This window comes from Pseudomonas sp. UBA4194 (assembly GCF_002379585.1).
In the GTDB taxonomy this organism is placed as follows: Bacteria; Pseudomonadota; Gammaproteobacteria; order Pseudomonadales; family Pseudomonadaceae; genus Aquipseudomonas.
This window is the reverse complement of sequence record NZ_DFUE01000010.1, coordinates 29,476-55,688: the sequence shown is the minus strand read 5'-3', so window position 1 is coordinate 55,688 and position 26,213 is coordinate 29,476. Positions and strand designations below refer to the sequence as shown.

General features: G+C 64.2%; 27 protein-coding genes. 15 read left to right on the top strand and 12 right to left on the bottom strand.

The window, feature by feature from the left end; genetic code table 11:
* Positions 1-375: 375 nt before the first annotated feature.
* The 7 genes from B3397_RS01800 to cysC are packed head-to-tail and all read left to right on the top strand — an operon-like array spanning position 376 to position 6,141.
* On the top strand, positions 376-1,050 hold the full coding sequence (locus B3397_RS01800) for a class I SAM-dependent DNA methyltransferase (RefSeq protein ID WP_296246702.1): 675 nt from the start codon (positions 376-378) through the stop codon (positions 1,048-1,050).
* Between the two features lie 13 nt (positions 1,051-1,063).
* Positions 1,064-1,987, top strand: a complete 924-nt coding sequence (locus B3397_RS01795) for a 2-oxoglutarate and iron-dependent oxygenase domain-containing protein (RefSeq protein ID WP_296246700.1) — start codon at positions 1,064-1,066, stop codon at positions 1,985-1,987.
* Positions 1,988-2,004: 17 nt separating this feature from the next.
* Entirely contained in the window at positions 2,005-2,361 is a 357-nt protein-coding gene (locus tag B3397_RS01790) for an NAD(P)-binding domain-containing protein (RefSeq protein ID WP_296246698.1), read from the top strand.
* A gap of 25 nt (positions 2,362-2,386) precedes the next feature.
* Complete coding sequence (locus B3397_RS01785) at positions 2,387-3,325, top strand: NAD(P)-dependent oxidoreductase (RefSeq protein WP_296246695.1); 939 nt, start codon at positions 2,387-2,389, stop codon at positions 3,323-3,325.
* Positions 3,322-4,425, top strand: coding sequence for a mandelate racemase/muconate lactonizing enzyme family protein (locus B3397_RS01780; protein ID WP_296246693.1), 1,104 nt, complete (start codon positions 3,322-3,324; stop codon positions 4,423-4,425). Before B3397_RS01785 ends, B3397_RS01780 begins: the two co-directional genes overlap by 4 nt.
* Before the next feature lie 14 nt (positions 4,426-4,439).
* The gene (locus tag B3397_RS01775; RefSeq protein WP_296246691.1) at positions 4,440-5,564 is read left to right on the top strand and encodes an aromatic ring-hydroxylating oxygenase subunit alpha; all 1,125 of its coding nucleotides are present in this window, start codon (positions 4,440-4,442) and stop codon (positions 5,562-5,564) included.
* Entirely contained in the window at positions 5,557-6,141 is a 585-nt protein-coding gene (gene cysC, locus B3397_RS01770; RefSeq protein ID WP_296246689.1) for an adenylyl-sulfate kinase, read from the top strand. Before B3397_RS01775 ends, cysC begins: the two co-directional genes overlap by 8 nt.
* Positions 6,142-6,155: 14 nt before the next feature.
* On the opposite strand, the gene B3397_RS01765 is transcribed toward cysC, so the two are convergent.
* Complete coding sequence (locus B3397_RS01765) at positions 6,156-7,067, bottom strand: LysR substrate-binding domain-containing protein (protein WP_296246687.1); 912 nt, start codon at positions 7,065-7,067, stop codon at positions 6,156-6,158.
* Between the two features lie 92 nt (positions 7,068-7,159).
* On the opposite strand from B3397_RS01765, the gene B3397_RS01760 reads away from it, so the two are divergent.
* From B3397_RS01760 to dxs, 6 genes are all read left to right on the top strand, one after another.
* Positions 7,160-8,071, top strand: a complete 912-nt coding sequence (locus tag B3397_RS01760; protein ID WP_296246686.1) for a DMT family transporter — start codon at positions 7,160-7,162, stop codon at positions 8,069-8,071.
* A 26-nt stretch (positions 8,072-8,097) separates the two neighbouring features.
* On the top strand, positions 8,098-12,234 hold the full coding sequence (locus B3397_RS01755; RefSeq protein WP_296246684.1) for an SDR family oxidoreductase: 4,137 nt from the start codon (positions 8,098-8,100) through the stop codon (positions 12,232-12,234).
* Positions 12,231-13,292: an NAD(P)-dependent alcohol dehydrogenase gene (locus B3397_RS01750; protein ID WP_296246682.1), complete on the top strand. Its 1,062-nt coding sequence runs from the start codon at positions 12,231-12,233 to the stop codon at positions 13,290-13,292. Before B3397_RS01755 ends, B3397_RS01750 begins: the two co-directional genes overlap by 4 nt.
* Positions 13,293-13,330: 38 nt before the next feature.
* Positions 13,331-13,573 carry an exodeoxyribonuclease VII small subunit gene (locus tag B3397_RS01745; RefSeq protein ID WP_296246680.1) on the top strand — a complete coding sequence of 81 codons (243 nt, stop codon included), beginning with the start codon at positions 13,331-13,333 and terminating at the stop codon, positions 13,571-13,573.
* Complete coding sequence (gene ispA, locus B3397_RS01740) at positions 13,570-14,457, top strand: (2E,6E)-farnesyl diphosphate synthase (RefSeq protein ID WP_296246678.1); 888 nt, start codon at positions 13,570-13,572, stop codon at positions 14,455-14,457. Before B3397_RS01745 ends, ispA begins: the two co-directional genes overlap by 4 nt.
* A gap of 70 nt (positions 14,458-14,527) precedes the next feature.
* Entirely contained in the window at positions 14,528-16,426 is a 1,899-nt protein-coding gene (gene dxs, locus B3397_RS01735; RefSeq protein WP_296246676.1) for a 1-deoxy-D-xylulose-5-phosphate synthase, read from the top strand.
* 96 nt (positions 16,427-16,522) lie between these two features.
* Here dxs and ribA read toward each other — a convergent pair whose 3' ends face one another.
* From ribA to nrdR, 10 genes are all read right to left on the bottom strand, one after another.
* Positions 16,523-17,140, bottom strand: coding sequence for a GTP cyclohydrolase II (gene ribA / locus B3397_RS01730; RefSeq protein WP_296246674.1), 618 nt, complete (start codon positions 17,138-17,140; stop codon positions 16,523-16,525).
* 104 nt (positions 17,141-17,244) lie between these two features.
* Positions 17,245-17,988, bottom strand: coding sequence for a substrate-binding periplasmic protein (locus B3397_RS01725; protein ID WP_296246672.1), 744 nt, complete (start codon positions 17,986-17,988; stop codon positions 17,245-17,247).
* 23 nt (positions 17,989-18,011) lie between these two features.
* Positions 18,012-18,521 carry a phosphatidylglycerophosphatase A family protein gene (locus B3397_RS01720; RefSeq protein WP_296246670.1) on the bottom strand — a complete coding sequence of 170 codons (510 nt, stop codon included), beginning with the start codon at positions 18,519-18,521 and terminating at the stop codon, positions 18,012-18,014.
* Positions 18,518-19,483, bottom strand: coding sequence for a thiamine-phosphate kinase (gene thiL, locus B3397_RS01715; RefSeq protein ID WP_296246668.1), 966 nt, complete (start codon positions 19,481-19,483; stop codon positions 18,518-18,520). Before thiL ends, B3397_RS01720 begins: the two co-directional genes overlap by 4 nt.
* A gap of 17 nt (positions 19,484-19,500) precedes the next feature.
* Positions 19,501-20,001 (bottom strand): transcription antitermination factor NusB, encoded by a 501-nt coding sequence (gene nusB / locus B3397_RS01710; protein ID WP_296246666.1) that lies wholly within the window; start codon positions 19,999-20,001, stop codon positions 19,501-19,503.
* The gene (ribE, locus tag B3397_RS01705) at positions 19,998-20,474 is read right to left on the bottom strand and encodes a 6,7-dimethyl-8-ribityllumazine synthase (RefSeq protein WP_296246664.1); all 477 of its coding nucleotides are present in this window, start codon (positions 20,472-20,474) and stop codon (positions 19,998-20,000) included. The genes nusB and ribE overlap by 4 nt, the downstream gene beginning before the upstream one ends.
* Positions 20,475-20,607: 133 nt before the next feature.
* Complete coding sequence (gene ribBA, locus B3397_RS01700) at positions 20,608-21,699, bottom strand: bifunctional 3,4-dihydroxy-2-butanone-4-phosphate synthase/GTP cyclohydrolase II (protein WP_296246662.1); 1,092 nt, start codon at positions 21,697-21,699, stop codon at positions 20,608-20,610.
* 48 nt (positions 21,700-21,747) lie between these two features.
* Positions 21,748-22,410: a riboflavin synthase gene (locus B3397_RS01695; RefSeq protein WP_296246660.1), complete on the bottom strand. Its 663-nt coding sequence runs from the start codon at positions 22,408-22,410 to the stop codon at positions 21,748-21,750.
* A gap of 92 nt (positions 22,411-22,502) precedes the next feature.
* Positions 22,503-23,621 (bottom strand): bifunctional diaminohydroxyphosphoribosylaminopyrimidine deaminase/5-amino-6-(5-phosphoribosylamino)uracil reductase RibD, encoded by a 1,119-nt coding sequence (ribD, locus tag B3397_RS01690; protein ID WP_296246658.1) that lies wholly within the window; start codon positions 23,619-23,621, stop codon positions 22,503-22,505.
* Positions 23,622-23,626: 5 nt separating this feature from the next.
* Entirely contained in the window at positions 23,627-24,091 is a 465-nt protein-coding gene (gene nrdR, locus B3397_RS01685) for a transcriptional regulator NrdR (RefSeq protein ID WP_296246657.1), read from the bottom strand.
* Positions 24,092-24,198: 107 nt separating this feature from the next.
* Between nrdR and B3397_RS01680 the strand changes: the two genes are divergently transcribed.
* Positions 24,199-24,657, top strand: a complete 459-nt coding sequence (locus B3397_RS01680; RefSeq protein ID WP_296246655.1) for a YbaY family lipoprotein — start codon at positions 24,199-24,201, stop codon at positions 24,655-24,657.
* A gap of 227 nt (positions 24,658-24,884) precedes the next feature.
* The gene (trxA, locus tag B3397_RS01675; RefSeq protein ID WP_296246653.1) at positions 24,885-25,757 is read left to right on the top strand and encodes a thioredoxin; all 873 of its coding nucleotides are present in this window, start codon (positions 24,885-24,887) and stop codon (positions 25,755-25,757) included.
* Between the two features lie 17 nt (positions 25,758-25,774).
* On the opposite strand, the gene B3397_RS01670 is transcribed toward trxA, so the two are convergent.
* Positions 25,775-26,125, bottom strand: a complete 351-nt coding sequence (locus B3397_RS01670) for a hypothetical protein (RefSeq protein WP_296246651.1) — start codon at positions 26,123-26,125, stop codon at positions 25,775-25,777.
* Between the last annotated feature and the right edge of the window lie 88 nt (positions 26,126-26,213).

Here is a 26,213-nt window from a genome sequence, read left to right as displayed (position 1 = left end):
CCGCTCCTACAAGGGGGGTATGTGTGAAGGGTGATGCGGGGCCTTACTTAAGCGTGTTCGAGCCCAATTAATTGTCTACCCTGCCCCTACAAAATCTTAACCCTGCAAGGAATATGGGATTTGATGCAATGCATATGTCACTGAATTTACACAGCAACTTATGCCTAATAGAACCATGCAAATCATATGCTTAGATTATATAAAGTGCTTTTGAACGCGCTCACAGCCGGACATTACATCTATCACGCACTTATTCAACTTTCGCTGTAAATTTTTGTACACCACGAAGTGCCCGAAGCGGTCGTTGACCTTCTACGCAGCCGCCGCTAACTATTGAGTCGTCCTCCCAAGTTCAACTTCAGTGAGCACGCGTCGATGAAGATCATGTCTGCCGGCCAAGTCAATGTTCGAACCGCAACAACAACCAGCAGTTCAATCGACCATGCGCTGAATCAAACAACCACGCTGAGCCTGCGCGAGTATTACCAGCAGTGGTCTTTGCACTACGACAACGACGTGAGTGCGCAGGACTACTGTGGTCCCACAATCATGATCGACTTCATGCACCGTTTACCGGCCGTGATCGCGATGGGGTCGGACTGTCGGATAATGGACGCCTGTTGCGGCACCGGCCTGGTCGGCCGCGTCCTGAAGCGCCGTGGCTACGATCATGTCGACGGTTGTGATCTGTCACCGGCCATGGTGGAACGGGCCCGCGCCCGTGCGGTTTACCGGCAGCTGTACGGCGACCTGGACCTGACCCAGGCCGTCCCCGAACAGCTGCAGCATCGTTACGACCTGGTGCTGTGCTGCGGCGCCTTCATTCCCGGGCATTTGCCCCCCTCGGGCCTGTCCGGACTGATTGAACTGACACGTCCCGGCGGCTTGATCGTGCTCAGCGTACGGGCTGCCTACTACGCCGATACGGCGTTTCAAAGCCACTGCCAGGCATTGCAGCGGGCCCACCGACTGAGCCTGCTGGACAGTCGCTTGAACGGTCCTTACCTGCGCGATGTGCAGGCCCACTACCTGGCCTTTCAAGTCAACTGAGCGAGGCACGGCCATGTCGCTCCTACCCATCATCTCGCTGGCCGATCTGGCTGATGATCCCACGCAGGCACTCAAGCAACTGGCCTGCGCCTGTCGCGAGTCCGGTTTTTTCTACCTGATCGACCATGGTCTACCCGCGGCGTTGATCGAAGCACACATTCACAGCGCCCACGCCTTCTTTGGCTTGCCCAGCGCCATGAAGACGGCTTACGGACACGCCCATCAACCCGGTTTCCCGGTCACGGCGCGGGGCTATGTCGGCGAGCGGGGCGAGATCCTGCATCCGGCCGAGGGGCCGGACCTCAAGCAGCACTTCGATTGGGGCATCGACCGTCCCGGGCAGTCGCCCTTCTCCGGCCCCAGCCTTTTGCCAGACGACGCCATTGCCCCAGGCTTCACCGTCTCGGCGCTGGCCCTGCAGGACGAGGTCATGGGGCGGCTGCTGCCCCCCCTGCGCCACGCCATCGTACAGGCGCTGGGCCTGCCGGCTACCCTCCTCGACCCCTACTTTGGCAAGCCCACCCTCATTCAGCGTTGCAGCTATTACCCGGCTGCCGGAGGCACTGCGGGCCGGCATACCGATAACGGCTTCATCACCGTGCTGATTCAACAGCCATTGCCGCATCCCTCCCTGAGCATTTTCACCCGGGGCCAATGGCAGCCGGTGCCGTGTGTCGATGGCGCCGTGGTGATCAACCTGGGCGACATGCTCGCGCGCTGGAGCGGCGCCCAGCTGGTCAGCACGCCCCATCGTGTGCAGCACTGCCAGGCGCAGGCGAGGGTGTCCTTGGCGTTCTTCATCTACCCGGACATCGACGCCGTGATTATGCCCTTGGACGCTGGGCCCGCCTTCAGTACCCGCGCAGTGATGCTGAACAATTTCGATGCTATCTGGCGCCGTCGTGAAGGCGCGGGTAGAGCCCTGGAACTGGCATGAGCAAAGGAGTGTGATGCATGAACGAATCGATCGGTTTCATTGGTGCGGGCAATATGGGCCGGCCCTTCATCGCTGAACTGCTACGCCAGGGGTATGCCGTGAGCGTGCATGATTTCGACCCAGGCTGCGCGGCCTGGGCCGATGAACACGGTGCCGCCTGGGCGCCGACTCCTGCCCAGGCGGCAGAGGGGGCCGCGGTGCTCATCACCTGCCTGCCGCTGCCCTGCCACGTGCGACACATGATGATCGGCACCGACGGCGCGCTGGCAGGCCTGAGCCCAGGCGCGATCTGGGTGGACACCTCCACCACCGACTATCACAACACCTTGGAAATCGCCGCGCTGGCGGGCAGCTCGAGGGGTACTCAGCCTTGAAGCGCCGGTCAGCAATCTTTCCCATATGGGGGTGGATTTCAACAACGTCTGCTTCTATGCAGGCGGCACCGCGTCGGCCTACGCCCAGGTCGAACCGGTGCTCCGCGTGATGGGTCAGCATGCCTTGCATGTCGGCGCGATCGGCACTGGCCAGTCGGTGAAGCTGCTGACCAACCTGCTGTTCTACTGTGCCACGCTGGTGTGGGCCGAATTACTCATCGTCGCCCAGACTCACGGCATCGATCTGCACTGGCTGTGGGAGACGGCAAAGAAAGGCCGCGGCAACTGCTTCGTCGTCGACCAGATCACCCCCTTGTTGCTCGACGGCAGCTACGACCACTCCTGCACGCTGGAGATCACCGTCAAAGATACCGCCCTGGTGGTGAGCCTGGCCGATGAGCTGGAGGTGCCGCTGGCGCTGGGCCGATTGGTGGAACAACGCTATCGCCAGGCCCGCTACAGCTATCCGGCGCGGGTCAACCACCTGAAAGTGGTGCACTTGCTCGAGCGGGAGAATGACCGGCGCTTGCAGATTCCGGGATTCACGGCGCCCTCACCCTATGGCGCCAACCGTGACTACCGTCACCCGGCGCCTCTGCATACCGACGCGCGCGGGCGGGTCAAACCGCATGTCCCGCCCCAGTACCGCTACACCCTTGGCCATCCTGCATGGGCTGAGCAGGCCCAATGCCTGAGCGAGGTAATGGCCTGGAGCAACGCCTTGATCCTGCGCGAGGCCTTGGAGCTCGGACGCGCCATGGGCCTGGGCGCCGAGCTGCTCGATCGGGTCGTCAGCATGAGTTGCGGCCCCAGCTGGGTCTCGGACAACGCCCATTCGTACCAGCCCGACCAGGCAGTGCTGCGCGAATTCGCGGGACTGGTGGCGGATCTACATCTCCCCATCCTGCACACCCTGGACCTGGGACCCCCTTCCACGGCAAACCTTGGCGGACACTGCTCATGAAAATCACCCGCATCCGTGTCTATCAAGTCGACCTGCCTCTGGACAAGCCGTATGCGCTGTCCGGTGGCCGCCTGCAATATTCCGACCTGGACAGCACCGTGGTGCTGGTGGATACCGACCAGGGGCTTCAAGGCCTCGGTGAAAGCTGCCCGTGGGGCGCCACCTACCTGCCCGCCTTCGCCACAGGCGTGCGCGCCGGCCTGGATGTGCTGGCGCCGCAACTGATAGGTTGCAACCCGCTGTACCTGGATACCCTCAACCACCTCATGGATCGGGCGCTGCCGGGCCATCCTTACGTCAAATCGGCCCTGGACATCGCCTGCTGGGACATTCTGGGGCGCTTCAGCAGCCTGCCGGTCTATGCCTTGCTGGGCGGGCGTTTCAACGATGGCCTTGCCCTGCAGAGCAGCATTCCGACCGCATCGCCCGACGCCATGGTCGCGGACGTTGCCCTCGCCCACGCCCAGGGCTATCGCACCCACTCCTGCAAGATCGGCTCGGGCGTTCAGGCGGACCTGAGGCGTATCGAAGCGTTGCTGGCGGCAAAGAGCCCGGGCGACAGGCTGACCTTCGATGTCAATCGCGCCTGGCTGCCTGCTCAAGCCATTGCGGTGATGAACACCGTCAGCGACCCAGGCGTGTACTTCGAGCAGCCTTGCGAAACCCTGGAGCAATGCCGGCGAGTTCGCGCCATGACCCGCCAACCGATCATCCTCGACGAGTGCATCCACACTGCCGCCGACCTCTACTACGCCTGCGAGTCGAACACGGCGCAGGCCCTGGGCCTGAAAATCGGCAGGGTCGGCGGCCTGACCAAGGCCCGCCATCTGCGCGATTACTGCCTGCAACAGGGCATCCAGATGAACATCGAGGATGTCGGCGGCAGCCAGATCGCCGACACCGCCGCCCTGCACCTGGCCATGGCCACCCCGGCGCCGTTCCTGCGCGCCAGCTGGAATGCGTGCCGCCACCACAGCGTCGTGACCGCCGAGGGCGGCCACAGCGTCGACCAGGGCAGCGCCTACCTGACCCATGGCAGCGGCCTGGACCTGACGCCGCGCATGGAAGTGCTCGGCCGCCCAGTGGCCCTCTACGAATGAACAGGAGCCTGGCCATGAATGCCGGAACCGGTGATTTCCACCCAGACGGAGCCTTGTCACACGGCCTGCCGGGACACTTCTACCACGACCCTAGCCAGTACCGGCGGGAACTCGAGCACATCTTTCTGCGCACCTGGCAGTACGTTTGCCATGTTTCGCAACTCAATCAAGCCGGCGCGTTCAAGGTCCGCGACGTGGGTGACCAGAGCGTCCTGGTACTTCGGGGTCAGGACCTGGAGCTGCGAGCCTTTCACAACGTATGTCAGCACCGCGCGCACCGCCTGCTGGAAGGCGCCGGCAGACTCTCGGGGCCTATCGCCTGCCCCTACCACGCCTGGCGCTACGATCATCGAGGCACCTTGATCCACGCCCGTCACAGCCAGCAGGTGGTGAATTTCCAGGCCGCTGCGGCGTGTCTGCAACGCGTGCGCCTGGAGGTGTTCTGCGGCCTGGTATTCGTCAATCTGGATGCCGAGGCGCACAGCATGCAAAGCATGCTGCCGGCGCTCGAGGCGCAGATCCGCAGCTTTCAGCCAGCGCCGGAGGCACTTCACCACAGCTACAGCAAAAGCTACCCGCTGCTGGCCAATTGGAAGGTGTCGGTGGAGAACTATTCAGAGTGCTACCACTGCCCCGGCTGCCACCCCAGCCTGACTCAGCAAACGCTCGACCTGCGCAGCTATCGCATCGACCTGCACCCCGGCTATCACAGCCATCTGAGCGCCGACCGGGGTGCCAGCCAGGGCTACGCGATGCCTTCCCAGGCACCACGGGCCAATGAGTTCGGCGCCTGGTACCTGTGGCCGAACCTGTGCATCGAGGTGTACCCCGGCGGCTATATGAATCTGCTGCACCATATCCCCCACGGCCCCGAGCGCTGCGAGCAGGTGGTGGAATGGTTCACCGCCCAGGCAATCCCCGCCCCCGACGAGCAGGCCGTCATCGATTTTGTTGCCGTGGTGCGTGAAGAGGACCTGCCGCTGTGCCAGAGCGTGCAGAAAGGGCTGCACAGCCAGGGCTACCGCGGCGGTCGACTGATCATCGATCCGGCCCACAGTGGCTTCGGCGAACACGCTGTGCATGACATCCAGAAAAAAGTGCTGCTGGCGACAGCCGCCATGGAGTCCAACCATGGATGAGCGCAGCGCCGCCGTTGCCCGCGCCACGGCGTGGCGGCTGGTCGGCAAGCGGCCCACCGTCCTGTGGCTGACCGGACTTTCCGGCGCGGGCAAATCGACCATTGCCAGCGCTGCGGCGCTCAAGCTGCAAGCCTTGGGGTATCACTGCGTGGTGCTGGACGGTGATGAGATGCGCCAAGGGCTGTGCCAGGGTCTGGGCTTCAGCGACGCGGAGCGCACCGAAAACATTCGCCGGGTGGCAGAGGTGGCGCGGCTGTTCAGTCAAAATGGGGCCATCGTGCTGGCGGCGCTGATCACGCCCCAGCAACGCCAGCGCACGCTGGCGCGGCACGTGATCGGTGCCGATGCTTTCGTCGAAGTATTCGTCGATGCCCCTCTGGCGGTGGCCGAAGCGCGCGACCCCAAGGGCCTGTATCGCCGGGCACGAGCCGGGCAACTGCCCGGCTTCACCGGTATCGATGCTCGCTATGAGCCACCGCTGTGGCCGCACATGAAGCTGAACACCGCCGACAGCACCTGCGAGCAGGCCGTACAGGCCTTGCTGGGCTACCTGTATGGCCGTGGGGTGGTGTCATGAGCCTTGGCGCCAGGTCAGGCACGCTTGAGCAGCAGCCCTTTGAGCCATTGCACCAGCAGGCGCGCCGACGGCGACAAGGTGTTGCCCTGCCATTTGTACACCCCCAGCGCATCGGCCACGCTGTACTGCGGATCGAACGGTCGCACCAATGCTCCGCTGTCCAGCATGTGTCGGGTGGTCAGGTCCCAGCCCAGCGCTATCCCGTGGCCCTCGATGGCGGCCTGCATCATCACCGGGAAACTGTTGAAACGCATGCCCTTGCGACCCACCAGAAGAGGCAGCCCGACAGCCTCCAGCCACTGGTCCCAATAGACGAAGTCCTGGGAGCGGGTTTCGTAGTGCAGCAGCCGATAGCTGCCCAGTCTATCGATGCTCAGGCCCTTCTCGATGGACTTCAGGTACCGCGGACTGCACACGGGAAATACGTGGTCTGGCGCACTGAACAACAGCACGTGGTCGGCCGTGGATCGCCCGAGGGTCTGCACTGCGATGTCGAACTTGTCATGGCCTTCGCCAATGGGCGACAGGGTCGAATGCAGCTTGAGCTCGATCTGCGGATGACGCTCATGGAAATCTGCCAGCGTGGGCATCAGCAGGTAAAACGCCTCCACCAGTTGCGAAGACAGCACCACCGCCGTGCCAGGTTCCTGGGCGCGCAATTTCTCGGCCTGTTCGGCGATGCCCAGCAGTGCCTGGGTAATGGTTTGCTTGAAGTCTTCGCCCGCTGGGGTGAGGAAGACACCCCGGCTCTTGCGGTCAAACAACTGCACGCCCAGATTCTCTTCCAGGGCGCGAATCTGCCGGCTGATTGCCGCCTGGGTGAGGTGCAGCTCGAGGGCGGCCCGGGAGAAGCTCTGCAGCCGCGCCGCCGCTTCGAACGGCACCAGGCTGGACAGCGGTGGAAGTTTGCGTCGAAGGTTTTCCATAACCTGTGGTTGCCCTGGCAGACAAAATCATCGTTTCAGACCATGGCACCTTTTCACCCATCATGCAAAGCATCCCGCACTGGAGCACAGGCATGAGCGAGCGCCCGATCCTCAACGATACAAAACTTGGGATCGTGCTGATTACCGGCTCCGTGTTTCTGCTGTCGGTGTCCGATGCCCTGGTCAAACTCAGCAACGCCAACTTCTCCATGTGGCAGCTATACGTAGCCCGCTCCCTGATTGCCATTCCTCTGCTGTTGCTGTGGATTCGCTATCACCAGAACCCGAGCTGGGCCACCACGTTTTCCTGTAACCGCTGGGTACTGGCCCGCAGCCTCGCGTTGACCCTGATGTGGATGGCGTTCTATGCCTCCCTTCCCTACATCAGCCTGAGCCTGGCGGCACTGGCGATCTATACCACGCCGCTGTTCATTGCCCTGTTCACCGCGCTGGCGCTGGACGAGCCCGTGGGCGGCAAACGCTGGCTGGCAGTGGTGCTGGGTTTCGCCGGCGTGCTGGTGATTCTGCGGCCAGGCGGCAGCGAGTTCTCGGCCGTCATGCTGTTGCCGATTCTGGCGGCCGTGCTGTATGCCGTGGCGGCCGTGCTGACCCGCAGCAAATGCGCCAGCCAGAAACCCTTGTTGATGGCACTGAACCTGAACCTCTGCCTGCTGCTGGTAGGCGCGGCGGCGCTGCTGTGCTACCGGCTGATCGGCAGCACAGACGAGACCGGGCCGAGCACGTTCCTCTCGGCGCGCTGGGTGACCATGCAGCCCCATGACTGGCTGCTGATGGCCTTTCTGGCGCTGCTGATGGTGCTGGTCAGTACCGGCGTGGCCAAGGCCTATCAGGTAGGGCCGAGCACGGTGATCGGCGCCTTCGATTACGCCTACCTGGTCTTTGCAGTGTTCTGGGGCTTTGCCCTGTTCAATGAAGTCCCGGACGCCGCTACCGTGCTGGGCATGTGTCTGATTGCGCTGTCCGGGGTACTGGTATTGCGCTGACCGCAGCACCACAGAGGAAGCTGAACATGCACACGGAGCCAACACGGGTCATCCTCTGGGCGGTGTCGCGCAGTCGCTCGACGGCGCTGGAACGGTCGCTGATGCAGCATGGGCAGCTACAGGTGCTGCATGAACGGCTCAGCGAACCCTTTCTGGCTGCGCACTTCCCCGCCAAGCATCAGCTCATCGTCGAGGCGCGACGCCAACGTGGGGACTTCACCGGCTCGCCTTCCTATGCCGATGCCATGGCGCAATTGCGCAGCGAACCCCTGCACAGTGGCCATACCGTCCTGCTCAGCAAGGAAGTGGCATGGTTCTGCGATTTCGAGCAGATCGACGACGGTTGGCTGCGGCAGTTCAAGCATGTGTTTCTGGTACGCGATCCACAGGCGGTCATGGAATCGCTGTACCGGGTGTCCCACGAAGGCGGCACCACCTACTTCGATCCCAACGAGTCCGGCTTCGATGAGCTGCTGCAACTGTACTGGCAGGTCGGCCGCGCGTGCGGCACGAACGGTACGCTGGTGCTGGAGAGCGATACCGATCTGCTCGACGGCCGCCTGGGCCTGACCAGACTCTGCGCCTTCATAGGTGTGCCATTCGAGCCGCAGATGCTGCAGTGGCAGGCTGAAGAAGTACCCGCCTGGCAGTTCCTCAAGGGCTGGCACGAAGATGCGCAACGCTCCACCGGCTTTGCCGCCATCGAGCATCCCGGGCAGGCCTACCCGCTTGTCGTGGACGAGCGGGCGCGAACGGCGCGGCCCCTGTTCGACTTCTTCGCCATGTTGGCCGCGCAGCAGCGCCAGGCGGCCATGCCGACCACCCTGTGCCGCCTGACCCACGCCCCCGAGGCCCGGCTCAACGTCATCCTGTTGCACAGCGGCGACGAAGATCTGGCCAGGGTGCTGCTGGTCATTGCCCGGATCGAACATGCCGATTGCTACCTGTTCAACGCCAGCACCTGTGGGGTGGCGACATCACTGAGCCTGGCCGAACAACTCGGCGAGCTGTTGCATGAGCCGGTAGTGCTGGCCTGTAGCGAAGCCGCCCATGCCAGCCACGCGACCTTGGCAGCCTTGCCGCCACTGTTTCTGCAGATCGCTTGCACGCTGGGTCTGCTGACCGAGACTGGTTTTTATCTGCTCACAGCCCTGGGTCGCCAAGGGCCTTCGCCTCAGCCACCGGAGAAAGCCGTCGCCCAGTGTCTGCTGCGCCTGCGCGAGCAAAGCCTGGCTCAGTACAACCTGTTCAACCATTTCAACCAACTTGCCCATCCAGTGCCCGACTGGTACGACACCCTGGCACATGCAGTGGCTGCAGCGCCGCAGCACCCGGCCGTCACCGATGGTCAGCAAACTCTCACTCTGGCCGAATTGCTCCATCAGGCCACCCTGCTGGCCGAAGTGCTGATCGAGCGTGTGGACGTCGAGGGCTGGGTCGTCCTGCACAAACACAAGAACGTCGCCACTGCCGTTGCCATGACCGCCTGCGCACTGGCGGGCCGGCCTTATCTGGAGCTACCCGCCTGGTACTCCGCCAGCCACACCCAGCAGTTCTTGCAACTGCTGGGCAGTTGTCTGGTACTCACCGACCCGGCGTGCGTCGGCAACCTGCCCTGCGATCAGGCCTATCTGCTGGAAGCCGACTTTCGCGCCAGGGCAAGGCTTGTGCGGGGCTTCCGGCGTCCCGTGCGGCCATCACTGGCCTATGGCTTGCTCACCTCCGGCACCACCGGCCTGGCCAAAGTCGCGATGATCGCACCTGAGGCCATGCTCGACTCCCTCGAACTGTGGCGCCGGTGGCTGCGACCGGGCCATCGAGTCGGGCTCAATGCGTGGCTGACCGGTTATCTTTATTACCCGCTGCTCAGCGAATGCACGACGGTGATCATCCCCGATCCCGTAGTACTCGATCCCCAGCGGCTGCTCGATTTCATCGCCGACAACGCGCTGCAGCAGATCATGCTCACGCCGACATTGCTGCATGGCATGCTGCGCGACGAACCGGCGCTGGTCAGCCGTTGCGGCGGCTTGCGGGTGCTGTGGTGCAGCGGTGAAGCCCTGCCAACGCGTCTGCGCGAACGCGTGCAGGCCTTGCTGCCGGACTGCCAGGTGCTGGACCTCTACGGCTCCAACGAAGCGGGCGATGTCGCCTTCAAGGAGGCGGACGGCACCTTGAGTCTGGTCAAGGGCGCTCAGGGCCTGGTGCTGGACAGGCAGTACCAGGTCGTGCCTGCCGGTGCGGTCGGGCAACTCTACGTGCGCACGCCTGGGTTGTTCAGCGGTTATCTGGAACCGGCCGGCGGGCCGAATCCTTGCGCGTTGTTCCGCTCGGCGCGGGATAACTACGGCCAGGTATGCACGGCGCCGCTGTTCGGTACCGGCGATCAGGTGCAGTGGCTCAGCGATGGACGCCTGCGGCTGTTGGGCCGCGACAGCGCGCACGTCAAGATTCGGGGCTACAAAGTGCATCTGGACAACGTCGAGCAAGTGCTCTGTGCACACCCCATGGTTGCCCAGGCGGCAATCGTCACGCGTCACGAAGGTATCGCCCGGCAGTTGCTCGCCTATGTGGTCCCCGCCCAGCCCGGCCATCTGCCCAGCGCCGATGCGTTACGGGCCTGGACCCGGCAGCACCTGCCTTTTTTCGCCGTGCCTGCAGCGTACTATGGCTTGGCCAGCCTGGCGGCCGGCAGCAACCAAAAACGCCGCCGACTGACCGCCGAGCAGTGCGCTGCAGCCATCGCCCTTCCCGATGCACCGGCGACGCTGACCGGCAATCACGCCCTGATCGCCCGCCAATGGGAGCAGGTACTGGGCGCCGACATCCCTACCCTGGGCGCCGAGGACGATTTCTTCGATCGCGGCGGCAGCTTGCAGATGGTCGAGTTGCTGAGCGCACTGAACCGCACGTTCAACCTGCAGCTGTCCCTGGAAGCCCTGCTCGATGACACTCGCCTGGAGGGGATGGCGCGAACCGTAGACCAGGCACTGAGCGGCCTGGTAGCGCCCAGGGAAGCGCTGGACATCGATGCCGAAGCCGAACGCTATCGCTTCGAAAGCGGCCCGGCGATGACCTCGCAGCGCTTGCAGGATTACCGCGACAACACTGCCAAACGCGTATTCCTCACCGGCAGTACAGGCTTCTTCGGTGCCTTCATCCTCGCCGCCCTGGCGCAATCGCCTCAAGTGGCGCAAGTGGTTTGTCTGATTCGCGCCGGTGATCCCATACAAGCCCGGCGCCGCTGCCTGGCCAATCTGGAGCACTATGGATTGGTCGCGCCAGGCACGAAGCTGGGCTGGCTGCGCAAACTGCGTATCCAATGTGGCGACCTGACCGCGCCTCATTTCGACATGGCCGAGGCGCAATACCAGACGCTCAGCGAGCAGGTGGATGTCGTCGTGCATGCCGGGGCCGAGGTCAATTGGCTCAAACCCTATGCGAGCCTGGCGGCGACCAACGTCCAGGGTAGCCATGAGGCCATTCGCCTGGCGGTAGCTGCTGGCGCACCGCTGTTGCTGCTCTCGACCCTGGCCAGCGCCGGCACCTCGCGCAGTGGTTACAACGACACCAAGCTGGTCGCCGAGGCCATGGCATTGCGCGCAAGCCGGCACCTGGCGCTGCCGGTGATGATCGCCCGCTGCGGCGATATCGCCGCGCCCCAGCATGTGCACCCCAGCGCGCCCAACCCGAACGATTACCTGAGCCTCATGCTCAGCACCTGCCTGCTGCTGGAATGCTGGCCCGCCGACCTGCAAGGCGGTATCAATCTGGCGCCTGCCGACGTCGCCGCTCAGGTGATCGTGCAATTGGTGCAGCAGGCCCCGCCCTCGACCCTGGGCCATGCCAGTAACCTGTGCAATCCGCAGGGGGCACTGCCCTGGGCGACACTCTGCGAGTGGATCCGCGGCAGCCTGCCCGATGGCCGCTTCAAGCCGATACCGTTGCGCCAATGGCAGGATCGTCTGGCCGATGATCGCTCTGGGCGTCCCTCGCTGGCCCGAACCCGGATGATCCTGCCGATGATCATCGAAGACCTGGCGAGCCTCGGCCCGCCCAATGACCTGGAATTTCCAGAAGTCAGCTTTGCCCCCCTGACCCGCCAGTGGGCGATAACCCTCGCCCGGCAACTGCTCGAAACGCTGAGGACCATGCCAACATGAGCGCGCATCAGGTCAATACCTGGGCCGCTGCATCGCCCCAGGGCAGGCTCGACAAGCTGAGTTATATCTCGCCCACGCTGCCTCACACCCATGTGCAGATCCAGATCAGTCACTGCGGGCTGTGCGCCAGCGATGTGCACCTGATCGACGGGGATTGGGGCGACGCCAGTGTCTTTCCACAGGTCTGCGGGCATGAGGTCGTCGGTTTCATCAGCCAGTTGGGTGCCGAGGTCCAAGGCCTGCAACTGGGCCAACGGGTCGGTGTGGGCTGGTACAAGAGCGCCTGTCTTGAATGCGAATTCTGCCGGATGGGGGATGAGCAGCACTGCTCGGCGCTGATCGCCACCTGTGCCCATGGGGAACGCGGCGGGTTTGCCGATTACCTGACCTGCGACGGCCGTTTCGTGTTTCCCATACCCGAGCGGCTGACCAGCGAGCACGCGGCACCGCTGCTGTGTGCAGGTGTCACGGTCTACACGGCCCTGAAGCGAGCCACGCGGCCGGGCATGGCCGTGGGCATTGTCGGCGTCGGCGGGCTGGGGCATCTGGCACTGCAGTTCGCGGCGAAGATCGGCTGCCGGGTGACGGCTTTCTCGTCCACCGCCGGCAAGCGTGACGAGGCGCTGCTACTGGGCGCCAGCCACTTCGTCGAGATGACCGGCCCGGTTGATCGGCCAGTGGGGAGCGAGGACCTGGACTTCATCCTCGTGACCAGCGCCGCCGCCTGCAACTGGCCCAGCCTCATCGCCAAGCTACGCCCTCGAGGCACCCTGTGCTTTGCCGGCATGCCGCCACCGGTCACGCTGGATATTTCGGCCATGATGTACAAGACCTTGAGTGTCACCACCGCCAACGTCGGTGGTCGCCAGGACATACGCGACACCCTGGCTTTCGCGGCCGAGCAGCAGATACAGCCCTGGGTGCAGCAATGGCCCATGGACCAGGTCAACGCCGCCATCGACCAACTGCGCCTGGGCCACGTGCGCTATCGCGCAGTGCTGCATAACCCCGTGGCAATAGCGCCCGGGGTATTTGCCCCTGCGCCCCCCGTCTGCTAACGTCGCGCGGTTTAACTCCTTCTGTCGAGACCGCTGCCATGGCCCGAAAAAAAGCTTCCCTGGATTTCGAGCAATCGCTCGCCGACCTGCAAACGCTGGTCGAGCGTTTGGAGAATGGCGAGCTGTCGCTGGAAGACTCGCTGACGGCCTTCGAGCAGGGCATCCGCCTGACCCGTGACTGCCAGGGCGCGCTGGCCGAGGCCGAACAGAAAGTGCAGGTGCTGCTGGAAAAGGACGGCGAACTGACCGAACAACCCTTCGACGTGGAACAACCCGAATGATCGCCACTTACCAGGCCCGCTGCCAGCAGCGTGTGGATGCCGCTCTGCAAGGCCTGTTCGTTGCACCTTCCACCGAGCTGACCCGACTCTACGAAGCTATGCGCTACAGCGTCATGAATGGCGGCAAGCGCGTGCGCCCGTTGCTCGCCTACGCGGCATGCGAGGCACTGGGCGCGGCGCCCGAACAAGCCAATGGCGCTGCCTGCGCCGTGGAACTGATCCACGCCTATTCGCTGGTTCACGATGATCTGCCGGCCATGGACGACGACGATCTGCGCCGCGGCCAGCCCACCACGCACAAGGCCTTCGACGAGGCCTGCGCGATCCTGGCCGGTGATGGCCTGCAAAGCCTGGCGTTCAGCGCGCTGGTCGACCCACGCCTGAGCCCGCAGCCCGACGCGATCCGCTTGAGCATGGTGCAGACCCTGGCCATGGCCGCAGGTCCGGCGGGCATGGTCGGCGGGCAGGCCATCGACTTGGGGTCGGTGGGGCTGCAACTGGACCAGCAAGCCCTGGCCTTCATGCATCGGCACAAGACCGGCGCCCTGATCGAAGCCAGCGTGCGCCTTGGCGCCCTGGCCAGCGGCCGTGCCGAGAAAGGCGAGCTCAAGTCGCTGCATAACTATGCCAGGGCAGTAGGCCTGGCATTCCAGGTGCAGGACGACATCCTCGACGTCGAGAGCGATACCGCCACGCTGGGCAAGCGCCAAGGCGCCGACATTGCCCTGAACAAGCCGACCTACCCGGCATTGCTCGGCCTGGACAGCGCCAAAGCCTATGCCCTGGAACTCTGCGATCAGGCGCTGCATGCGCTGCGGCCTTTCGACGCAGCCGCCGAACCCTTGCGTGAGCTGGCCCGGTACATTGTTGAACGGCGCAATTGACGAGTGCGTGGGCAGCCAGCGTCGCATCAGGTAAACTGCCCCATTCTTAGAACTCAAAACGATTCGCCTGATGCCCACGACGTTTCAAGAGATCCCCCGCGAACGCCCGGCGACGCCTTTGCTCGACCGTGCCGATACTCCCGCCGGCCTGCGCCGCCTGGGCGAAGCCGAGCTTGAGACCCTGGCCGACGAACTGCGCCAGGAGTTGCTCTACACGGTCGGTCAGACCGGCGGGCATTTCGGTGCCGGCCTGGGCGTTATCGAGCTGACCATCGCCCTGCATTACGTCTTCGACACGCCCGACGATCGTCTGGTGTGGGACGTCGGCCATCAGGCCTACCCCCACAAGATCCTCACCGGGCGGCGCCAGCGCATGGCCAGTCTGCGCCAGAAGGACGGTGTTGCCGCCTTCCCGCGCCGCGCGGAAAGCGAGTACGACACCTTCGGCGTCGGGCACTCCAGCACCTCGATCAGCGCCGCCCTGGGCATGGCCGTCGCCGCCCGCCTGCAGAACAGCGGACGCAAGGCCATTGCCGTGATCGGTGACGGCGCCCTGACCGCAGGCATGGCATTCGAGGCGTTGAACCATGCGCCGGAAGTCAATGCCGACATGCTGGTGATCCTCAACGACAACGACATGTCGATCTCGCGCAATGTCGGTGGCCTGTCCAACTATCTGGCCAAGATTCTTTCCAGTCGCACCTACACCAGCATGCGTGAAGGCAGCAAGAAAGTGCTGTCGCGTCTGCCGGGCGCCTGGGAAATTGCCCGGCGCACCGAAGAGTATGCCAAGGGCATGCTGGTGCCCGGCACGCTTTTCGAGGAGCTGGGCTGGAACTACATCGGCCCTATCGATGGCCACGATTTGCCCACCCTGGTCGCCACCCTGCGCAACATGCGCGACCTCAAGGGTCCGCAGTTCCTGCACGTGGTCACCAAGAAGGGCAAAGGGTTCGCGCCGGCGGAAGTCGACCCGATCGGCTATCACGCCATCACCAAGCTCGATCCCCTCGATGCACCGGCCACCGCGCCGAAAAAAGCCTCCGGGCCCAAGTACTCCGGCGTGTTCGGCCAGTGGCTGTGCGACATGGCCCAAGCCGATCCACGACTGGTGGGCATCACCCCGGCAATGAAGGAAGGCTCGGACCTGGTCGCCTTCGCCGAGCGTTTCCCCGACCGTTATTTCGACGTCGCCATCGCCGAGCAACACGCGGTGACACTGGCAGCCGGCATGGCCTGTGAAGGCGCCAAGCCGGTGGTGGCCATCTACTCGACGTTCCTGCAGCGCGGCTACGACCAGCTCATTCACGATGTGGCCGTGCAGAATCTGGATGTCCTGTTCGCCATCGACCGTGCCGGTCTGGTGGGCGAGGACGGGCCGACCCATGCTGGCAGCTTCGATTTGTCGTACCTGCGCTGCATCCCCGGCATGCTGGTGATGACCCCCAGCGACGAGAACGAACTGCGCCTGATGCTCAGCACCGGCCACCATTTCCCAGGGCCTGCCGCGGTGCGCTATCCGCGGGGCACTGGGCCTGATGCAGTCATCACCCCAGGCCTGGAAACACTTGAAATCGGCAAGGGCGTGGTGCGCCGCTCAGGCAGCAAAGTGGCCATCCTGGTATTTGGCGTGCAGTTGGCCGAGGCCTTGAAGGTCGCCGACGGCATAGATGCGACGGTGGTGGACATGCGCTTCGTCAAGCCGCTGGACGAACAGTTGGTCCGCGACATGGCCGCCAGTCACGACTTGCTGGTTACCGTCGAGGAGAACGCGATCATGGGCGGTGCCGGAGCGGCGGTAAGCGAGTTCCTGGCCGCCGAGAACATCCTCAAGCCGGTGCTGCACCTGGGCTTGCCGGACGTCTATGTGGAGCACGCCAAACCCGCGCAGATGCTGGCCGAGTGCGGGCTGGATGCGGCGGGGATCGAAGCGGCGATTGGCCTGCGGCTGCGCTTGCTTCAGGGCTGATGCAGCAGGCGGGGGGAATCGGCGGTGACCGGTCCCCTCGCCTCAGGGGCCCCTCCTCCGCACATCCCAGACCCTACCGCGCCCCCATCAATCCTCTCAAGCCTGCCCGGCTTCACCCTGGTGTTCACTGCCCATCATATGCCCAAGCTTGCCGGCCTTCGTGGCCAGGTAATACTTGTTATGGGGGTTGTGCCCCGTGTGCAGCGGCACCCGCTCGGCGACATTGATGCCCATGCCGGTCATGGCCTTGACCTTGCGCGGGTTGTTGGTCATCAGGCGCAGCGACTTGACGCCCAAATGCTCGAGCATCGGCTGGCACATGCCGTAGTCACGCTGGTCGGCAGCAAAGCCCAGACGCTCGTTGGCTTCCACGGTATCTGCGCCGCCATCCTGCAGCTCGTAGGCGCGGATCTTGTTCAGCAGGCCGATACCACGGCCCTCCTGACGCAGGTAGAGCAGCACGCCCCGCCCTTCCTTGGCAATGGCCTGCAAGGCGGCTTCCAGTTGCGAACCGCAATCGCAACGTTGGCTGAACAGCGCATCGCCGGTCAGGCATTCTGAATGCAGACGGCCCAGCACGGGCTGACCATCGGCGACATCACCGAGGCTGAGCACAACGTGCTCGCGACCGGTAGCCTCATCGAGGAAACCATGCATGGTGAACAGCGCAAAAGGAGTGGGCAGCTGAGAAGCGGCGACGAAAACGACGGGCACCGGGTGCTCCTGATCTCTATGAACTTGGCAAGGCCTGCATTGTAACAGCAGCTTCCAGGCGGTGCTTAGGCTGAATTATCGAGCGTCAAGATCGAACTCTTCGATCAAGGCGCCGGACTGCCGGTATCGAAGGGGTAAGGCTGGCCCCAATGCTTGTAGATCTCACGCAGCTGACCGGACCCCACCAACTCGTCCATGCGCTTGTCGTACACCGCCATCAGCGCGCGACCGCGTGGACTGTCGTTGAAGCCCAGATACAGCGGCAGCTCGGCAACATGCACGCGCTTGAACTGGCTGGCATCGGTGGCCTGACGCAGGATCACGTCGATCTCGGTCAGTGCATCGATGTAGTAGTCGGCGCGGTCATGCTCCAGCATCGGCAGGATCCCGGTACGCCGCTGCACCTCGTTGTAGGTGTGGGCGTCCGGCAGGTACTTCTGGAATTCATAGCCACGCACCCAGGCCAGTCGATACGTGCCAAGGCTGGCGAAATTCACCGTCGGCTTGCTGGCCAGGCTCAGGGCATAGATGTGATCGGTATCGTAGTGCCAACGAGGGTACAAGGCGTTGGCCTCGTTCTGGTACGAGCCGACCCAGGCGTCGGCCTGGCCGTGCTGCACCAGCCCTACCGAACGAATGTACGGCTCGGTGCGGGTACGAACCTTGACCCCGGCCGGTTCGAATACCTTGCGCATGACGTCCCAGGCCAGACCCGTGCCATCGGCGCGGGTGTAGTCTTCCCACTCCTCGCTGACCAGGTCGATCCGGGTGGGCAACGACGACTCTGCCGCCTGCACCGAAATACCCCCGAGCACACACACCAGCAGCAACCAGCTCCATCTGCGCATATGCCTTGCTCCCTGAGGCCCGTTCAGAATGCGCTCCAACCCCATACCAGCACCTGCATCGCTAACCAGGCGAATACCCCTGCCAGCACGTCGTCGAGCATGATACCGACACCGCCATGCACATGACGATCGATCCAGCGGATCGGCCATGGCTTGAGGATATCGAAGAAACGGAACACCAGGAATCCCACCAACAGCCAGGCCCAGCCTTCAGGTACCAGCCACAGGGTGATCCACATGCCGACCATTTCATCCCAGACGATGCCTTCGTGGTCGTGCACCCGCAGATCGTCGGCGACCTTGCCGCACAGCCAGATACCGAACAGCATCGTGACACCCAGCATGAGCCAGTAACCCCAGTCGGGGAGCATTTGCCACAGCGGGATGAACGGCACCGCCACCATCGACCCCCAGGTGCCGGGCGCTTTGGGCAACGTGCCCGAGCCGAAGCCGAAGGCCAGGAAATGCCATGGATTACGCCACACCGAGGGGGGCACGAATTCCGCTGGAACCTGGTTGGGATGGTCTGTCACGGTGTCTCCGGAAAATGTTGGTAACCCCGGATCAGCGGGGTAATGTCCTGGCCATCGCCGTCGACCAGTCTGACACCCTGGCCCTCGAGCACCTCTCCCACTACCACGAAAGGTACACCCTCGCTGCGCAGGGTGGATTCGTGAGCCGGCGGCAGGGTGAACGCCAGGACGTAATCGTCGCCGCCACTCAACGCTGCCGCGCGTGCGCCCTCCAGGCCCAGCAGCGATTGCAGCGCATTGGACAGCGGCAGCCGCTCGCGTTCCACCCGCAGCAGTACTTTAGAGGCGTTGGCAATATGCCCGCAGTCGGCCAGCAGACCGTCGGAAATATCCAGGGCCGAACTGGCTCGCCCACGCAACGCCTGGCCCAAGGCAAACTGCGGCGGTGGCGACCAGTAATGCGCCAGCAACGGCGCGGCCACCGCCGGCTCGGCGGTGCGCTGGCCGAGCACCAGTGGCAGAGCTCCGGCACCGTCACCCAGCATCCCGCCCACGCACAGCAGGTCGCCCGGCCGGGCGCCGCTGCGGGTCAGGGCTTGGGCTGCGGGCACGCTGCCAAATACGGTGAGGGTCAGGCTCAGGGGGCCACGGGTGGTGTCGCCGCCAATCAGGCGCAGCGCGCACTGCTCGGCCATCAGATTCAGGCCTTCGGCGAAAGCCTGCAGCCAGTCGGCGCGCACGTCGGGAAGGGTCAAGGCCAAGGTGAAGCCCAAGGGGCTGGCGCCCATGGCGGCCAGATCGCTGGCCGCCACCGCCAGGGCACGCTGCCCCAGCAACAACGGGTCGGCACCTTGAGGGAAATGTACGCCCGCCACCAGGGTATCGGTGGAAATCGCCATGTGCTCGCCCGGAGCCAGCGCCAGCAGTGCGCAATCGTCACCGATGCCCAGGGGGACACCATCCCTCACCTGGGCGCAGGGCGCCGCGGCGAAGTAATGGCGGATCAGCTCGAACTCACCCATGGGCGGCAGCGCCGGGGTCAGCGCTTGTGCGCCTGCACTTCAGGCCCACGCAGGGTCGGCGCCAGCTTGTCGAGCACACCGTTGACGAACTTGTGGCCGTCGGTGGAACCGAACACTTTCGCCAGCTCGATGCCTTCGTTGATGACCACGCGGTACGGCACGTCGACGCGCTTGAGCAGCTCCCAGGTGGACAGGCGCAGCACGGCCAGCTCTACCGGGTCCAGCTCGTCGATGGTGATGTCCAGGCAAGGCGCCAGGGCCTTGTCGATTTCGTCGCGATGGGCCGGCACGCCGTGCAGGATTTCGCGGAAATAGGCACCGTCGACGTCGCTGAAGTCGTTGTCGACGCGAAACTGCGCTTCGATCTCGTTCAACGACTGCTTGGCCATGTGCCATTGGTACAGCGCCTGAGTCGCCAACTGGCGAGCGTCACGACGCTTGGCACTCTTGGAAGGTTTGCCAGCATCCGCAGGTTTGGGATCGCGCGGGTTGAAACGATCGCTCTCGTCGCTAATCACTTGGCCTCCAACTGCGCCAGCAGGCTGACCATTTCCAGGGCGGACAGGGCCGCTTCGGCCCCTTTGTTGCCAGCCTTGGTGCCGGAACGCTCGATGGCCTGTTCGATGGAGTCGACGGTCAGCACGCCGAAAGCCACCGGTACGCCGAACTCCATGGACACCTGGGACAAGCCCTTGACGCACTCCCCGGCCACGTATTCGAAGTGCGGCGTACCGCCCCGAATGACTGCGCCCAGGGCGACGATGGCCGCGTATTCGCTCTGCTGCGCGACTTTCTGCGCAACCAGCGGGATTTCGAACGCGCCCGGGGCGCGGATGATGGTGATGTCGCTCTCGCTCACGCCATGGCGAACCAGGGCATCGATGGCACCGCTCACCAGGCTTTCGACGACGAAGCTGTTGAAGCGGCCAACCACCAGGGCATAGCGACCTTTGGGGGCGATGAAGGTACCTTCGATGGTCTTCAGGGTCATTCGGTCAGTCTCATCTTAAAGAGCCGGGCCGCCTGAAGGCGGCCCTTGGAATAATAGGTCACGAACATCAATCGTCGAGGTCAGCGCAAAACCTGGCCGTGGCGGGCCTGGCGGGCGACCCCGGATACGATCTTTATTCGGAGGGCACGTATTCTACAACTTCCAGATCGAATCCGGATATCGCATTGAACTTCATCGGCGAACTCATCAGGCGCATTTTGCGTACACCCAGGTCTCGCAGGATCTGCGAACCGGCACCGACGATGCTGTAGGTGGTCGGGGTTTTCACCGTCGTGTGTTCCGCCGTTTCGCGAATGTGCGCCAGCAGCACGTCGCCATCCTGCTGGTGACCCAGCAGCAGCACCACGCCGCTGCCCGCCTCGGCCACCGCGCTCATGGCGGCGCGCAGGCTCCAGCGGCCGGGCTGGCGGACCATCAACAGGTCGCGCAGCGGGTCCATGTTGTGCACCCGTACCAGCGTGGCCTGGTCGCCGACGATGGTGCCCAGGGTCAAGGCCATGTGCACATCGCCTTCCACCGAATCACGGTAGGTCACCAGATTGAACTGGCCCAGTTCGCTGTCCAATGGCTGCTCGGCAATCCGCTGAACGGTACGTTCGTGGATCATCCGATAGTGAATCAAATCGGCGATGGTGCCGATCTTGATGTGGTGTTCGGCTGCGAAGATTTCCAGCTCCGCACGACGGGACATGGTGCCGTCGTCATTCATCACTTCGCAGATCACCCCGCTGGGCTCGAACCCGGCCATGCGCGCCAGGTCACAGGCCGCCTCGGTGTGCCCGGCCCGCGCCAGAGTACCGCCCGGCTGGGCCATCAATGGAAAAATGTGGCCGGGGCTGACGATGTCGTCGGCCTTGGCGTCTCGCGCTGCCGCCGCCTGCACGGTGCGCGCGCGGTCGGCGGCGGAGATGCCGGTGGTGACGCCGGTGGCGGCCTCGATGGAGACAGTGAACTTGGTGCCGAAGCCCGAGCCGTTGCGCGGCGCCATCAGCGGCAGTTTCAAGGTCTCGCAGCGCTCGCGGGTCATGGGCATGCAGATCAGGCCACGGGCGTGGCGCGCCATGAAGTTGATGTGCTCGGCCTTGCAGCATTCGGCGGCCATGATCAGGTCGCCTTCGTTCTCGCGGTCTTCGTCATCCATGAGGATGACCATCTTGCCCTGGCGAATGTCTTCCACCAGCTCTTCGATCGTGTTGAGCGCCACGCGGCACCCCCTTGGTTCAGAAATTTATCGCCCGCAGACGCGAGGTGTTCAGGACTTCAGGTAGCCGTTGGCCGCCAGAAAACTCTCGCTGATACCGCCCTGCGCAGGCTCGGCCGCCTTGTCACCGAGCAACAGGCGCTCCAGGTAACGGGCCAGCAGGTCCACCTCCAGGTTCACCAGTCGCCCCGGACGGTAGTCGTCCATGATGGTTTCGCTGAGGGTGTGGGGAATGATGGTCAGCTCGAACTCGGCACCGTCCACCGCGTTCACGGTCAGGCTGGTGCCGTCGACGGTGATCGAACCTTTATGGGCGATGTACTTGGCCAGCTCCCTGGGGGCGCGGATGCGAAACTCCACGGCACGGGCGCTTTCCTGACGCGACACCACCTCGCCGACACCGTCGACGTGACCACTGACCAGATGGCCGCCCAGACGGGTGGTCGGCGTCAGGGCCTTCTCCAGGTTGACCCGGCTGCCGCTCTTGAGCTGGTGGAAGGCGGTGCAATCCAGGGTCTCACGGCTGACATCGGCCACGAAGCCGTTGCCCGGCAGTTCCACGGCGGTCAGGCACACGCCATTGATGGCGATGCTGTCGCCCAGCTTGACGTCGCCCAGATCGAGCTTGCCGGTCTCGACGTGCACGCGGACATCGCCGCCCTTGGGGGTCAACGAACGGATGTTGCCGATGGATTCGATAATGCCGGTGAACATGGGTCCTCCTCGAGAACTGGGCTGGCGCATTGCGCAAGCCGGGAATTATACGCGCTTCCTGATCAACCACGCATTCCTCAGGTAGGCGCGGCCTACAGGGGAACAGCGGTGACTTGCCAGTCGTCGCCGGCAGGTTGCATGTCGATGATCTTCAACGCGGGCGCCTCGCTCATCGTTGCCAGAGGCCAGTCCAGCAACGGCCGGGCGGAAGATCCGAGAAATTTTGCGGCGATGAACAGCCGATACTCATCCACCAGCCCCTGACGGGCAAATGCTCCGGCCAGGCGCGCACCGGCCTCCAGCAGAATCTCGTTGACCCCGCGACTGGCCAGCTCGGCCATCAGCTTGTGCAGGTCGACGTGGCCATCGGTGCCCGGCAAGGCCAGCAGCTCATGACCTGCCTGCTCGTAGCGCTCGCGCGCCTGCGCGGCGGCGCAGGTCACCACCAAGGCCGGACCGGCCTGGAAGAACGGCGCCTGCAGTGGCACCCGCAATCGACCATCGATGAGCACGCGCAACGGCGTACGCCGCAAGGCCAGCTCCGTGGTCTCGGCATCCAGCCCCAGCTCGCCAGCCCGCACGGTCATGCGCGCGCCGTCGGTCAACACGCTGTCGGCGCCCGTCAGCACCACGCTGGAACGCGCACGCAGGCGCTGCACGGCAGAGCGGGCCTGGGGGCCGGTGATCCATTGGCTTTCCCCACTGGCCATGGCCGTGCGCCCGTCCAGGCTCATCGCCATTTTCAGCCGCACGAAAGGCAGGCCTTTTTCCATACGCTTGAGAAACCCGGGGTTCAAGGCACGTGCCTGCTGCTCCAGCACACCGCTGTTGACGGTGATTCCGGCCTGCATCAGCTTGAGCAGCCCCTGACCGGCGACCTGCGGGTTCGGGTCCTGCATGGCCGCCACCACCCGCGCTACACCGGCCTGCACCAGCGCATCGGCGCAAGGCGGGGTGCGTCCATGGTGGCTGCACGGTTCCAGGGTGACGTAGGCGGTAGCACCTCGCGCCCGCTCGCCCGCCTGGCGCAGCGCATGCACTTCGGCGTGGGGGCCTCCGGCCTGAACATGCCAGCCCTCACCGACGATCTGCTCATCACGCACGATGACGCAGCCGACGCGGGGATTGGGATGGGCCGAATACACCCCCTTGCCGGCCAACTCCACGGCCCGGGCCATGTAGTGGGCATCACGAGTGGCTTGATCGGACATGATGCTCACTCCTTGGCCGGCTCGCGCGCCAGACGGTCGATTTCCTCGCGGAATTCGTCCAGGTCCTGGAACCGTCGGTAAACGGAAGCGAAGCGGATGTAGGCCACTTCATCGAGCTTTTGCAACTCGCTCATCACCAGCTCACCCACCACCAGCGATTTGACTTCGCGTTCGCCGGTGGCACGCAGCTTGTGTTTGATGTGAGCCAGTGCGGCTTCGAGGCGCTCGACGCTCACCGGGCGCTTCTCCAGCGCACGCTGCATGCCGGCGCGCAGTTTTTCTTCGTCGAAAGGCTGGCGGCTGCCGTCTTGCTTGATCAGGCGCGGCAAGACCAGTTCGGCGGTTTCGAAGGTGGTGAAACGCTCACCACAGGCCAGGCATTCGCGACGGCGACGGACTTGCTCGCCCTCGGCGACCAATCGCGAATCGATGACCTTGGTGTCGTTGGCACCGCAGAAGGGACAGTGCATGGTGGCAGGCAACAAAAAATGGGAGGGCCATGGTAGCGCATCCCACTGGCAAGACAAGTCAAAGGCTTTGCGGTATACAGACGGTCTTACTTTCGTTGGGTTCTGCCATGCCGTACAAGTCACTCGTTTTGCTTGCCCTGGTCAGCCTGCTCGCCGCCTGCAGCAGCGATGCGCCCAAGCCGACACCCCCGGTTCAGCCTGCTCCCACAGCCGCCCCGACCATCAAGGCGCCGGCGGAGCTCGGCCCGCTGCCCGCCTACCAGCGCGAACTGAGCGGCAGCCTGCTGGGCGTGCCCGCCGGTGCCGAAGTGGAGATGGCGTTGCTGGTGATCGATGACCGCGGTCGCCCGCAGAAGCTGCTGGCCAGCGCCAAGCAGAAGGGCACCAACCAGGCGCTGCCGTTCCAGTTGCGCTTCGCCGCCGAAGCCTTCCCTGCCGGGGCGCGGGTCGAGTTGCGTGCGCGGGCCAGCCAGTCGGGACAGTTGATACTGCACCTGCCGGCGGTGCAGATCGTTCAGGCAACCAGCCAAGCCCTGGGGAATCTGGAAATGATCAAGGCCCCTTGATGGAGGTCGCGTAAAGGCCACCAGCGGCCGCTCGCGGCCTATCGCGGGCAGAGCCCGCTCCCACATTGGTTGCAACGTGCCTGTACCCCGACCCCTGTGGGAGCGGGCTCTGCCCGCGATAGGCCGCGCCAGCGGCCGCTGGTGGCCACAACGCAACCCCGTGCCGGATAGCCCCACCCCGTCCAATCCCTTATAGTCCCCACACACCCCGCTTTCCGAGATTCACCATGAGTCAAGAAACTCCGTACATCTTCGACGTCACCACCGCTGATTTCGACCAGGCGGTCATCCAGAACTCCTACATCAAGCCGGTACTCGTGGACTTCTGGGCAGAATGGTGCGCGCCGTGCAAGGTACTCATGCCTTTGCTGCAGCAGATCGCCGAGGGTTACCAGGGCGAACTGGTGCTGGCCAAGGTCGACTGCGACGCCGAGCCCGACATCGTCGGCCGTTTCGGCATCCGCAGCCTGCCGACAGTGGTGCTGTTCAAGGACGGTCAGCCAGTCGACGGCTTCGCCGGCGCACAGCCCGAATCAGCGATCCGCGCCCTGCTCGAGCCGCATGTGCAGATGCCGCCGCCGGCCGCCGCCGATCCCCTGGAACTGGCCGAAGCGTTGTTCAGTGAAAGCCGGTTCGCCGACGCGGAAAAAACCTTGCAGATGATCCTCAACGAGGACAACTCCAATGCCAAGGCATTGATCCTGTTCGCCCGCTGCCTGGCCGAACGGGGCGAGTTGACCGAGGCCCAACAGGTTCTGGACGCGGTCAAGAGTGACGAGCACAAGGCAGCCCTGGCCGGCGCCAAGGCTCAGTTGACCTTCCTGCGCCAGGCCGCCAACCTGCCGGATGTCGCCGATCTCAAGGCGCGTCTGGCCAAGGATGCAGGGGATGACGAAGCTGCCTTCCAGCTGTGCATCCAGCAGTTGTCCCGCCAGCAATACGAGCCGGCGCTGGACGGCCTGCTGAAGCTGTTCACCCGCAACCGCAGTTACAGCGAAGGCTTGCCGCACAAGACTTTGCTGCAGGTGTTCGAACTGCTTGGCAACGATCACCCGCTGGTCACGACCTACCGCCGCAAGCTGTTCGCCGCGCTGTACTGACCCGTGCAGGGGCAGGCTCAGCCAGCCTGTCCCATCCAGCAATACACCGGTGCATCCGCACCACTCTCGACCTTCACCTGAGCGCAATGGCGCAGGCGCACCAACAGGCGCTTGCCCGCTGCCGTGCTGCCCGCCAGGCCTTCGACCTGCCCCAGCAACGCGGGCCCCTCGATGCGCCCGGCCTGCTGCACCAGGCTCAACGTCGCCTGCCACAGCGCATCGTCCGCGGCCTTGGGCTTGGCGGCCGGCGACGCGGTGGCGTCCGGTACCACTGCCACCTGCGTGGCCAGGTGTGCCCAGTCTTCGGCATCCATCTCTATCGTCAGGTCCACCGGCCACTGGCCGACAGTGCCTCGAATTCGAATCATCAGGTGTTCCTTTCATGGCGAAGGATCGTTGTAGCAGCGCCTGCCCGTTCAATCAATGGCGGGCTGCCCGCCACTTTCCCGGCAGACG

Excerpts from the sequence above, each read along its gene's own strand:
- B3397_RS01795 (WP_296246700.1), top strand. The coding sequence starts at position 1,064 with ATGTCGCTCCTACCCATCATCTCGCTGGCCGATCTGGCTGATGATCCC.
- dxs (WP_296246676.1), top strand. The coding sequence starts at position 14,528 with ATGCCCACGACGTTTCAAGAGATCCCCCGCGAACGCCCGGCGACGCCT.
- ribD (WP_296246658.1), bottom strand. The coding sequence starts at position 23,621 with ATGTCCGATCAAGCCACTCGTGATGCCCACTACATGGCCCGGGCCGTG.
- B3397_RS01755 (WP_296246684.1), top strand. The coding sequence starts at position 8,098 with ATGCACACGGAGCCAACACGGGTCATCCTCTGGGCGGTGTCGCGCAGT.
- B3397_RS01695 (WP_296246660.1), bottom strand. The coding sequence starts at position 22,410 with ATGTTCACCGGCATTATCGAATCCATCGGCAACATCCGTTCGTTGACC.
- B3397_RS01785 (WP_296246695.1), top strand. The coding sequence starts at position 2,387 with ATGGGGGTGGATTTCAACAACGTCTGCTTCTATGCAGGCGGCACCGCG.
- trxA (WP_296246653.1), top strand. The coding sequence starts at position 24,885 with ATGAGTCAAGAAACTCCGTACATCTTCGACGTCACCACCGCTGATTTC.
- B3397_RS01790 (WP_296246698.1), top strand. The coding sequence starts at position 2,005 with ATGAACGAATCGATCGGTTTCATTGGTGCGGGCAATATGGGCCGGCCC.
- B3397_RS01725 (WP_296246672.1), bottom strand. The coding sequence starts at position 17,988 with ATGCGCAGATGGAGCTGGTTGCTGCTGGTGTGTGTGCTCGGGGGTATT.
- ispA (WP_296246678.1), top strand. The coding sequence starts at position 13,570 with ATGATCGCCACTTACCAGGCCCGCTGCCAGCAGCGTGTGGATGCCGCT.
- cysC (WP_296246689.1), top strand. The coding sequence starts at position 5,557 with ATGGATGAGCGCAGCGCCGCCGTTGCCCGCGCCACGGCGTGGCGGCTG.
- thiL (WP_296246668.1), bottom strand. The coding sequence starts at position 19,483 with ATGGGTGAGTTCGAGCTGATCCGCCATTACTTCGCCGCGGCGCCCTGC.
- B3397_RS01745 (WP_296246680.1), top strand. The coding sequence starts at position 13,331 with ATGGCCCGAAAAAAAGCTTCCCTGGATTTCGAGCAATCGCTCGCCGAC.
- nrdR (WP_296246657.1), bottom strand. The coding sequence starts at position 24,091 with ATGCACTGTCCCTTCTGCGGTGCCAACGACACCAAGGTCATCGATTCG.
- B3397_RS01780 (WP_296246693.1), top strand. The coding sequence starts at position 3,322 with ATGAAAATCACCCGCATCCGTGTCTATCAAGTCGACCTGCCTCTGGAC.
- B3397_RS01750 (WP_296246682.1), top strand. The coding sequence starts at position 12,231 with ATGAGCGCGCATCAGGTCAATACCTGGGCCGCTGCATCGCCCCAGGGC.
- B3397_RS01680 (WP_296246655.1), top strand. The coding sequence starts at position 24,199 with ATGCCGTACAAGTCACTCGTTTTGCTTGCCCTGGTCAGCCTGCTCGCC.
- B3397_RS01800 (WP_296246702.1), top strand. The coding sequence starts at position 376 with ATGAAGATCATGTCTGCCGGCCAAGTCAATGTTCGAACCGCAACAACA.
- B3397_RS01775 (WP_296246691.1), top strand. The coding sequence starts at position 4,440 with ATGAATGCCGGAACCGGTGATTTCCACCCAGACGGAGCCTTGTCACAC.
- B3397_RS01760 (WP_296246686.1), top strand. The coding sequence starts at position 7,160 with ATGAGCGAGCGCCCGATCCTCAACGATACAAAACTTGGGATCGTGCTG.
- ribE (WP_296246664.1), bottom strand. The coding sequence starts at position 20,474 with ATGACCCTGAAGACCATCGAAGGTACCTTCATCGCCCCCAAAGGTCGC.
- B3397_RS01670 (WP_296246651.1), bottom strand. The coding sequence starts at position 26,125 with ATGATTCGAATTCGAGGCACTGTCGGCCAGTGGCCGGTGGACCTGACG.
- B3397_RS01765 (WP_296246687.1), bottom strand. The coding sequence starts at position 7,067 with ATGGAAAACCTTCGACGCAAACTTCCACCGCTGTCCAGCCTGGTGCCG.